Origin of the sequence: Saccharothrix sp. ALI-22-I (assembly GCF_001984175.1) — a bacterium.
Classification (GTDB): Bacteria; Actinomycetota; Actinomycetes; order Mycobacteriales; family Pseudonocardiaceae; genus Actinosynnema.
Genome location: NZ_MTQP01000028.1, coordinates 34,071 through 45,869, shown reverse-complemented (window position 1 = coordinate 45,869; position 11,799 = coordinate 34,071). Strand labels below are relative to the sequence as shown.

The window sequence follows — 11,799 nt, the reverse complement described above, 5'->3', positions numbered from 1 at the left end:
TGATGGAGGTCGCCACCCGCTACGTCCACATCCTCGGCACCACCACCAACCCCGACGCAGCATGGACCACCCAACAAGCCCGCAACCCGCTCACGGACCCCGGCGACCGGGCAGGCGACTTCCGGTTCCCCATCCGCGACCGGGCCGGCCAGTTCACCGCATCCTTCGACGCCGTCCTCGCCGACACCGACATCCAGATCGTGAAGATCCCACCACGGTGTCCGCGAGCCAACTGCTACGCCGAGCGGTTCGTCGGAACCGTCAGACGCGAAGCCACCGACCGCCTGCTCATCATCAACGAACACCACCTTCGGGCGGTACTCGACCGCTATGTGACGCACTACAACCACCGCCGACCCCACCGGGCGCTACAGCTCGCACCACCGCGACCGGATCATCCGGTCCCACAGCCAGCCCACACGTCGATACGACGCCGACCAGTCCTCGACGGCCTAATCAACGAGTACGAACCCACCGCCGCCTAACCGCAGGTCAGACCACGTGGCCGACTTCTGGCACCCCACAGGGGACGGCAGCGGCGAAACCGATCGGCGCCTGCTGGACGGGCACGTCACAACCGACGAGCCGGGTGAACGATGTCGTGAACCTCACGGCGCGGTTCCTCACGTCGGATCGTCCCGGGGCTGGTGACAGTGTCCGTCCCCCGGACCGGCTCAGCGCGTCGAACCCGGCAGTGGTGCACGACCGGGTGTGCACACCCGGTCGGCGGTGCCCTGACACCCGTGGTGCTCGTGCCGGTTCGGCGTGGTCGAGTCACGGACGGAGTTCACCGACCGCTTCGACCACCACGACCACTGCGGGATGACCGCGTCCATCTCCCCCGGTGGTGCGGGTGCGGGCCAGCGCCCGCGTCGAGCACCGCAAGCAGGGTCCGGGTGCCCCAAGAGGGGGATGTCCGCATGTGAACTGGTCCCCGAACAGGCCCTACACCGGCAGACCAGATCAAATCGTCTTTTCGGGTGAAAGCGCCAACCCGGCTTCACAGGGACGTAACGCGGGCCGCAACGGCGTCGACTCTCCCGTTGTCGGTGCGACCCCCTGCGGGCCGGGCCGTGCTCCACGGACATCACACCCGTTCCGGCGCATGGCATCGGGGGCCATCCGCCGTCGAGAGGCGGTCTGGTCATGGGGTCGTACCCTTCAATCCGACGCTGCGCGCGTACAGGTCGGCGGATCACCGCCGTGTTCACCAGCCTGGCGCTGGCCCTGGTCGGGCTCGTGGTGGTCACGCCGCCCGCGAGCGCCCAGGACCCCGACGTGCAGAAGATCGTCGCGGGGCTGGGCTCGTTCGCCGACTTCAGCAGGTCGTTGGGCACGGTGGGCAGGCTCGGCGAGGCCGTGCCGCTGCTCGGTGTCAGCCCCGGCTCGGCACTGGGCTTCCAGGACCTCATCGCCACGACGGTACGAGATCCGTTGAAGGACAAGAACTCCTTCGCCGACCTCGCCGGCACCTACCCCCTCGGCGGCGACCGGCCGGGCACCCTCACCGTGCAGACCAGCCAGAACGGCAGCGTGCAGCGGGTCGACGCGACCCTGCACGTCACGAAGGTCGCCGACCAGCAGCCGGTGAGCGTTGCGAGCTCCTCGCCCGCGATCACGTTCACCACCTCCGGCGCGGTCGACGCCACCCTCACCCTCGACGCCACCCTGCGCTTCGCCTACGACTCCGCCAAGGACTGGTTCTACCTGGTCAAGGACGACGCCTCGCCGAGGATGACGGTGGGTGTCAAGGCGGAGCTGGACCAGGGCGCGAGCCCGACCGCGGGCTTCGGCATCCTCGGCGTGAACCTGGACAAGGCGGGCTCGCACGTCACCGTCGAGGCGAACATCGCCGCGACCGCCGACGACCCCGACGGTGACGGCCGGCTCGCCGTCACCCCGCCCGGTTCGGGCGCAGGCACGGCCGAACTGGCCGCGTCCGGCGCGGCGGCCGGGCTGTTCCACATCGGGCTCGCCTCCCCCGCCGGCGAGGTGGACGCCGAGCTGACCTTCACCGCGCAACCGCTGGCCGGGACCGCCGTCGGCGGCATCACCGGCAAGGTGAAGGTGCAGTGGCCGGACATCGCCACCGGCTCGCCCGCGGTCGACGTCGACGCGACCGACCTCCAGCAGCTCACCCGGTTCACCACGCTCACCCCGCGCGACCTCGTCGAAGGGCTGAGCCACCTGGTCAACTCAATCGAGGCCGTGCAGCGCGCCCAGTGGGGCGACCCGGCCAAGCCGCTGGGCAACGTGAACCTGCCGTTCATGCGCGGCACGCTGGCCGACGCCGTGAAGGCGGGCTCCGTGCTGGCGAAGTTCGTGGACGACAACGTGCACAACCCCGACAAGGGCGACGACCCGGCCAAGGCGGGCCTGCCGAAGTTCAGCTCCGTGCAGGAGATGTTCGGCAAGCTCAACACCGGCCCGATCGCCGTGTCCGGCGTGGATTTCGACAACACCAGCAAGAAGCTCGCGTTCACGCTGACGATGACGCAGAACGCGCCGAACACCGGCACCGCGCTGGACGTGGTCGCCGAGCTGACCTCGGGCCAGGGCGAGGACGTCGAATACGAGGCCACGAAGCTGACGCACACCGACAAGACCACGCCGTGGGAGCCCAACGCCTTCAAGGGCCGCCTGGTGTCCGCGGGCACCTCCCAGGGCGTGGTGAAAGAGAACACCGCCGACGTGATCACGTTGGAGGAGCCCTGGAGCGGCGGCGTCCCCGCCTCCGGCGCCGCCTACAAGGTGAACTCGCCCGACCCGATGACCGGCCAGGTCACGTTCGGCGACACGTTCGTGTCGAAGGGCTTGCGCGACGCCAACGCCCTCAACGCGACCGCGACCGTCAAGCCGGGCTACGTCGCCACCGCGACGCTCGTGCTCGACCTGCGCGACCCGATCACCGGTGACGCCTGCAAGCCGCTGGACCCCGACGCCGCCGCCACCGGCTGCCCGTTCGCGGACAAGAACCCCGACGGCACCACGACCCTCGTGACGAGCCTGCCCCGCACGCCCGACCGGTTCCTGCTGCGCACCGGCGGCGACCTGGTGAAGGCCGACGCGCCGGTGGACACGAAGGTGGACGTCAACGGCAGCGTGGGCTACCTGAAGGTCCACCTGTCCGGCGACCTGACGATGTCCAAGAAGGACGGCTCGGCGAACATGCTGTCCGTGGGGCTCAAGAAGGTCGGTGACGCCGACGGGGACCTGCCGCTGTCGCAGGTGTTCGCGAAGGTCGTCGACGACCTGGGCACGCCGGCCAAGGAGCCCGAGGACCTGCTCACCGTCTCGGTCGGCGCGAAGGCCACCGCGACGGTGAAGCTCGACGTCCCGGGCATCACCGACTTCTTCGGCGGACCGGTGAGCGTGGGCGCGACCATGCCCGACATCACCGACCCGTCGAACGTGCAGTTCACCGGGCTCGACGCGCTGGACAAGGCCAAGGCGTTCGACTTCGACCCGGACAACCCGCGCGCCATGTTCGGCCAGATCCTCAAGGCGCTCCAGGTGCTCAACGCCTCGCTGAAGACCGTGGACGGCGACGGCGAGGTGAAGTCCGCGCTCACCACCCCGCTGCCCGTGGTCGGCAAGTCGCTGAGCGACCTGCTCGGCAGCGCCGACGCCGGTTCCGGCCCGAGCGTCGAGTACGGCAACGTCGACATCAACGGTCGGACGTTCGGCTACATCAAGGACGGCAACCGGACCGGGGACACCGCGTTCGGCGACGACCACGAGCGCCGCGCCGTGCTGGTCGGCACGCAGGTCGTCATCGTGGAACTCGCCGACCCGAACGAAAAGCGGCTGCTGCTGACCGAGCCGTGGGCGCAGGCGCCCGCGAAGGGTACGGCGTACGCGTTCCGCAGCCCGCTGGAGGACGCGGTCGACAAGCTCACCGCCGCGCCGCCGGACTACCTCCAGGACATGGTGGCCACGCTCAACGACGCGCTGCCCGACGGCAGCGGGATCTCCTTCGCCTACAAGGAGGTCGACGGCAAGCCGTCCATCGTGCTCAACGTCGACATGAACCGCAGGGTCGCCACCGCTCAGCCGGTCCGGTTCTCCTTCACCGACGAGAAGGGCACCGGGCGCTCGCTGGTCGCCGCCGAGGGCGAGGCCACCGCGAACCTCGCCCTGACCGGGTCCACCAAGGTCGGGTTCGTGCTGCCGCTCGCGGCGGGCGAGGGCCCGGCGGACGCCGCCGCGCTCAAGGTGCTGCCGACGTCCACCGTGGACATCACGGCGCACGGCGGCGTCACCGGTGTGGTGAAGTCGTCGATCGGTCCGCTGTCCATCGCGCTGGGCAACCCCGGCGGGGCCGAGCGGGCCGTGGTGAACGCGCACTACAACGCCCACCTCGGCTACGGCCCCGGCGGCACCGCCCCGGTCCCGCTGTCCGACTTCGTCAAGAACGTCTCGCTCTCGCTCAACGGCGACAACCAGCCCGTGACGTGCCCCGGCGACCCGGTGGCCGGCACGGACCTGGCGCTGTGCGCGGTCATGCCGGTGTTCGTCAGCTCCGACAACGCCAACTGGTCCAAGCTCGCCGCGCCGGACGACTCGTTCGTCGTGCGCCTGCCGCGCGAGGTGTCGGACCTCGGTCAGGCGTTCTCGTTCAGCCCCGACCTGCCGGGCGGCGTCAAGCGGTTCGAGATGCCGTCCGACATCGGCCAGAAGATCCTCGACGCGCTGCTGGACTTCTCCCAGTTCGGCGACGGCATCGAGAAGTACCTGGCGATGATCGAGCGGGCGCTGCGCACCGCCGCGTTCGACGGCAAGCTACCGCTGGTCGGCGACGACCTCCAGCAGGGAGCCGACAGGTTCGGCCAGCTGCGCGCCAAGATCCAGCAGGCGATGGCGCAGATGCCCGGCGGCGGTCGGGTGAACAACACCGGCGAGCTGACCGACTGGGTCAACAACCACCTCAAGCCCGCCGTTGGCAGCGCCGTCACCGTCGGCTTCGCCTGTGAAGCCACGCTCCAGCCCGCGACGTCGCCGACCGCGGCGGCCCAGGGCGCCAAGGGCACGACCAAGTACGTCTACGGCATCGTGGCCTCGGCGCAGGGCAAGGACGCACCGCCCGCGATCGTCGAGGTGGCCGACGGCAACGCCGCCCTCGACGGCGACAACTTCAACCAGCTCGGCTGGACGAAGTCGGCTTACGCCACCAGCTACAAGATCATCCGCAAGACCCACCCCGACGATCCCGACGACAACGAGTGGAAGGTGCTCGTCGAGGGCCTCGGCGCGGACACCGTGGCGTACCCGGACGACGGCGCCGCCCTCGGCGCGGTCTACGTGCCGAAGGACACCAACCCGAAGCTGTCGGACTGCCCGGACTCGGCGGCGTTGCAGGACATCACCGGGGCCACGTTCAGCTTCGACCTGTGCGACGGCAAGGTCGACCCGAGCGACACCTGCGCCACGAACGAGCTGAGCCTGAACCGCCCGTTGGACCTGGGCATCCCCGGCCTGTCGCTGCGCGAGGCCGCGGACCCGGCCAAGCGCAAGGGCGTCACGGCGGGACTGTCCTACCGGCTGCACGTCAAGGTCGGCGTCGACAAGAGCACCGGCTTCTACGTGGCCACGCAGGACATCGACCGCCCGGAGCTTGGCCTGAAGCTCGGCTTCAAGCTCCCCGACAACATGAAGGCGCAGCTGGCCTTCCTGGAGGTCGGCCTCAAGCCGACCGAGGGCGGTGCGACCGACCTGTTCGCGGGCACGTTCTACGTGGACCTGCACAAGAAGGGCCAGGACGCCTGCTTCACCGGCTGCGCGGTCGACAACGACGCCCGCATCGCGTTGGCCGACCTCGCCGACGTGGACCAGGTCGCGGACGTGTCGCTGTCGGCCAAGGTCGGCATCGACTGGGACTTCGAGGTCACCGCCGGTCCGCTGCCGGGCATCTCCGGCTCGTTCCACCTGAAGTGGGAGTGGAGCCTCGGGCAGAAACCCGGTGACGGCACACCGGAGATCGCGTTCAACCACGTGATGCTGAACGCCGGGAAGTTCCTCGGCGAGGTGCTCAAGCCGATCGTGGACAAGGTCGCGCTGTTCACCAAGCCGATCCAGCCGATCCTCGACCAGCTGTACGCGCCGATCCCGGTGCTGTCCGACCTGTCCCGTGCGGTCGGCGGCGGTGACGTCAACCTGGTCACCATCGCCAAGTCGTTCAGCACCATCGCGGGCGGGCCGGACCTGGAGTTCGTGGACAAGGTCCTGCGCACGCTCCAGTTGGTCAGCCAGATCACCGACGACGGCGGGGCCATCGAGATCGGCAGCTTCAACGTGCTCGGCAAGGCCGCGCTGGAGACGGAGAACTCCCCCGACACCGCCGCGCGCCTCATCGACGAGGACTCGATCGACCCCGAGCCGACCGACCTGCGCGCCGCGATCGACGCGCAGAACGGCCAGGAGATCGTGTCCGAGGGCAAGGCCGGCGACGCGGCGGGCTTCAGCTTCCCGATCCTCGAAAACCCGGCCCAGCTGTTCGGCCTGCTCATGGGCCAGGACGTGGACCTGGTCAAGTTCGACTCCGGCCCGCTGCGGCTGGCGTTCTCCTACAGCCAGTCCTTCGGTCCGGTGTACGCCCCGCCGCCGGTCCTGGTGTCCATCTCCGGCAGCGCCTCGGTCGAGGCGCGGTTCCGGGCGGGCTTCGACACCTACGGCATCCGCAAGGCGATCGAGCACGAGAACGTCGCCGACATCCTCGACAGCATCTACCTGGAGACCACCGACGACGACGGCAAGCCGCTGCCCGTGGTGACCTTCCGCGGCGAGCTGGCCGCGGGCGCCGCGGTGAGCGTGGTGCTCATCGAGGTCGGCATCAAGGGCGGTGTGGCGCTGACCATCAACCTGTCCTGGGCGGACCCGAACAACGACGGCAAGTTCCGGTTCTTCGAGTTCAGCAAGGTGGCGCTGAAGAACCCGATGTGCCTGTTCAACATGGACGGCAGGCTCAGCCTGTTCCTGAAGGTCTACATCACCATCGGGTTCTCGCCGTTCAGCGTGTCGTTCGACTTCACGCTGGCCGACATCACCCTGCTCGACTTCTCGGTGAAAGCCAACTGCGAGCCACCACCACCGGTGTTGGCGCACGCGGACGGCACGACGCTCGTGCTGCACGTCGGCGACGGGCACACCGGGGCGCGCGGCGACTCGGCGTGGACCGCGCGCGACAACGAGGAGAAGTGGACCGTCACCCAGCTGGTGAACGAGGACGGCGGTTTCGAGGGCTTCGCCGTGAGCGCCCTCGGGTTCCGCGAGGAGCACCGCGACAAGAACCTGGCCAAGGTGTCCGCCGACGCCACCAACGACACCGGCAAGCGGGTGTTCGTCTTCCAGGGCGACGGTGACAAGAGCGGCGCGGGCGAGGACGAGGCGTCCGAGGCCAAGCCGTTCGACAAGGCGGTCGACGTGACCGGCGGCAAGGGCGACGACTCGGTCAAGACCGGCATCGGCCCGTCCACCGTCGAGGGCGGTCCGGGTAACGACCAGATCACCGCCGGTGACCTCGCGGCGGCGTTCGGCGGCAAGGGCACCGCGACCGTGGACGGCGGCGAGGGCGACGACGCCATCACCGTGGGCGGCGCGGGCGACACCGTCACCGGCGGCACGGGCAACGACCGCATCGCCGCGGGCCTGGGCGCCAACACGATCGACGGCGGTGACGGCGACGACACCATCGGCATCGGCTCCGACAGCCCGCTGGCGGAGAACAACCCGGGCAAGGCCGAGTACGTGGCGCAGCACAACGTCCTGGTCGGCGGGCACGGCAGCGACCGGATCTCCGGCGGCTCCGGCCCCGACTCGGTCTACACGTCCTTCCGCGCCGGCGACCCCGCCGACGAGACCGGGGTGGACGAGCCGGGTTGGCCGGACAAGGCGGTCGTGAACGGCGAGACCGTGGACGCGACCAACACCGTGGACACGGGTACCGGCTCCGACACCGTGTACGGCAGCCAGGGCGTGGACATGGTCACCGGCCGCTCGAAGGGCGACCAGGTGGACGACATCCGCGGCGGCGGCAACAACGACGTCCTGACCGGCGGGTTCGGCGCGGACAAGGTGTACGGCGGCCCCGGTGACGACTACGTGATCGCCGAGCCGTCCGACGTCGGCGGCCAGACCGGTTCCGGCGACTTCGGCCCGGTCCGCTCGGTCGGCCACCGGCCGCTTCCGGCGGGCACCTCACCCTCTGCCAAGCTGCTGGTCGGCGGTTACGGCAACGACCACGTCATCGGTGGCGACGGCGGCGCCGAGATCTTCGGCGACAAGCACGCCAACCCGTGCACGCCGCCCGGTGACCCGGCGTCGAAGGCGCCCGCCGAGCCCGCGGACGCCGCCGACGGGCGCGACCTGATCACCGGTGGCACCGGGGTCGAGGTGGTCGCGGCCGGTGGCGCGGCGGACAACGTGGACCTCAGGGCCGCGGCGGACCGCGCGTGCGGTCAGCTCGGCGACGACGTGATCGCCGGCGGCAACGACGACGACACGCTCTACGGCGGTGGCGGCGCCGACCTGGCCTACGGCGACGCGGGCAAGGACTCGGTGTACGGCAACAACGACAACGACACCCTCTACGGCGGCGCGAACGACGACGTGGTCGAGGGCAACAACGGCGCGGACACCGCGTTCGGCGGCGCGGACGCCGACCTGGTGATCGGCGGCACGCGCAAGGCCGGTGAGCCGGACGTCGGCGACACCCTGTACGGCGACTCGGGCACCGACCTGGTGATCGGTGACAACGGCGACGGTTCCGCCGCCGCGGGCACCGGTGGACCGTTCGACCTGGACGGCGCGAACGCAGCGGCCGGTGGTCCGGACTTCGGGTTCGGCGGCGACGCGGACGACCGGGCGTTCGGCGGTCTCGCGCACGACGAGCTGTCCGGTGGCCAGAGCGACGACTACCTGGAGGGCAACAACGCCGACGACGTCGTGCACGGCGACGGCGGCGAGGACCGGGTGGTCGGCGGTGGTGCCGAGGTTGCGTCCACTGTGGACGGGCACCAGGTCGGCCGGCCGGACACCGGCGACAAGCTGTTCGGCGACGCCGGTCCCGACGTCGTGGCAGGCGACAACGCGGTGCTGTCCCTCGGCGACGCCTCCCCGGTGACGCTGGGCCGGCAGTTCACGAAGTCGCATCGGATCACCCTGCTCGACCTCGGCTACTCCCCCACCGCGGGCACGTCCGGTGACGACGTGATCAGCGGCGGCGGCGAGCAGGACGTGCTGACCGCCCAGGGCGGCGCGGACACCGTCACCGGTGACGACGGCGACGACTACGCCGAGGGCGGCCCCGGCCACGACACCATCTCGGGCAACGAGGGCCAGGACGACCTGGTCGGCGGCAGCTCCACCGAGGAGGCCGCCGGTGTCGGGCAGCCCGACGTCGGCGACTCGGTCCACGGCGACAACGGCCAGGACGTCGCCATCGGCGACAACGGCTCGCTGCTGCGGACCGGGACGCCGAGCAGGCTCACGCAGGAACGCGGCATGACCCCGCGCGGGATCGTGCCGCTCGACCTGGGCCTGTCCCCGCACGCCGACTCGTCCGGCGCGGACGAGGTGTGGGGCGACGACGCCGCCGACGTGCTGCTCGGTCAAGGCGGTCCCGACCGCCTGAAGGGCAACGCGGCCGACGACTACGTCGAGGGCGACCAGGGTGTGGACTGGATCGAGGGCAACGACGGCAACGATGACCTCGTCGGTGGCAGCAGCACGCCGCTGACCGGGACGTCCGGGCAGCCCGACGCGGCCGATGCGGTCTTCGGCGGCAACGGCGACGACGTCGGCATCGGCGACAACGGCACCGTGCAGCGGCCCGCAGCCGGCGAGACCCCGACCCGGGCGACGAAGCGGCTGGCCACCTCGGGCGGCAATCCGATCACCGGGCGGATCGTCGTCGAGCACGACCTCGACAACGGCGGCGTGCTCAACGCGCCCCCGGCCGACCGGTTCGGCGACGACCGGATGTCCGGCGGCTCGGGCGTGGACGTGCTGTGGGGTCAGGACGGCGGCGACTTCCTGTCCGGCGGCGGCCAGGCCGACTACCTGGAGGGCAACGGCGGCGTGGACGTGCTGCGCGGTGACCTCGGGCTCGGCGAGGCCTCCACCGAGACGACCGTCGTGCCGCTGCCCGACCCGGGTTGGCCCGGCGCCGCGAGCGGTCCGGTCGACCTGGAGGGCGCCGACCCGTCACACGGTCAGGACGACATGATCGGCGGCAGCGCGGCGGCCGGGTTCCGCGACGGCGGCGACGTCTTCGAGGGCAACGGTGCCGACGACGTCCAGCTCGGCGACAACGGCTCGCTCGTGCGGACCGTGGAGGGCCAGCCGGGGTCGATGAAGGAGAAGGTCTACGCCCAGCGGTACGCCACCGGCCTGGTGCCGGACAACGCGACCGTGTCCCGCACGCACGACCCGGACCTGCCGGGACCGGCCACGCGCTTCTGCACCACCGCGCAGGCCACGTGTGAACCCGTGGGCGCGTTCGGCGACGACACCATGTTCGGTGACGACGGCAACGACGGGATGTGGGGCCAGGACGGCAACGACACCATGACCGGCTCCACCGGTGACGACGACATGTTCGGCGAGCTGGGCGACGACACGATGTTCGGCAACGACGGCGAGGACGCCATGCTCGGCGACCGCGGCGGCGTCGTGGACGAGCGCCTCAACCCCGACGACGTGGCGGCGCGAGGGTTCACCGTCCAGCTCAACTCGGTGCCGCAGGAGTCCTACACCGGGTTCCGGGCGGGTGCCTATGACCGGCGGGTGGACCTGCTGCACGACGTGGACGGTGACGCATTCATCGGTGGCTCGACCTCCCAGGCCATGCCGCACGACGGTATCGCCGAGGGCGGTGACGACCGCATCCGCGGCGGCAACGGCAGCGACAACATCCACGCCGGGTTCGGCGACGACATGGCCAACGGCGACAGCGGCGGCGACCAGGTGTTCGGCGGCGACGGCGCGGACGCGCTGTGGGGCGGCAAGGGCTGCGACCCGACCGCGCCCACCCCGGACTGCCTCACCAACGGCGTGTTCAACCCGGACGCGCGTGGTGACGACGACCGGTACGTCGACCACGTCTTCGGCGGTGTCGGCGGCACCTCGGCGGCGTCGCAGGCCGGTGCCCTCGGGTCGGACGTGATCGACTTCAACCCGCGCGGCACTTACTCCGGCGGCTGCGCGGCCGGTGCCTGGCCCGAGTCGCTGGGCAGCGGTTCCGTCGACCCGTGCCGGTGGTTCGAGATGACGAACAAGACCAACGACACGGCCGACCCGGCGACCCAGGCGGACAACCAGCACCACCAGGGCACCGACTGGATCTACGGCGGCTGGGACCGCGACGTCGTGCAGGGCGACGTGGCGGGCAACGGCCCCAACCCCGGTGACCGCCTGATCGACTGGTCGGGCGCGTACAACCTGTACACGCACTGCAACGCGGCCTACGGCGGGTACAACGACATCCGCCAGCGCAGCCCGGGCATCCAGGACTTCCTCCAGAAGCTGGCCTGGGGCACCGGCGCGGGCCAGGTGGCCTCCGACGCGACCACGTCGGGCACGTCCGCGTTCCGCGAACTGGCCCTGGTGTACCCGTCGGACAACAACGGCCACGGCACCGGTCAGGCCTACCCGACCACACCGGGCCACTTCGACAACCCCGTGTCCTGCACCGACTGACCGCTTGATCGCCGGTCGCCCCACTGCGGTGAGGCGACCGGCACCTTTCGCCACCCGAACCGTGCGCCGGTCGTGGAAGCACCGGGGTCACGGCAACCGCGCCAA

General features: G+C 70.7%; 2 protein-coding genes. Both read left to right on the top strand.

Features of this window, described 5'->3' with window-relative positions:
• Positions 1-2: 2 nt before the first annotated feature.
• Positions 3-485, top strand: coding sequence for an integrase core domain-containing protein (locus ALI22I_RS02110; protein WP_143531897.1), 483 nt, complete (start codon positions 3-5; stop codon positions 483-485).
• Positions 486-1,203: 718 nt separating this feature from the next.
• Positions 1,204-11,694, top strand: a complete 10,491-nt coding sequence (locus ALI22I_RS02105; protein WP_083751349.1) for a calcium-binding protein — start codon at positions 1,204-1,206, stop codon at positions 11,692-11,694.
• Positions 11,695-11,799: the final 105 nt, after the last annotated feature.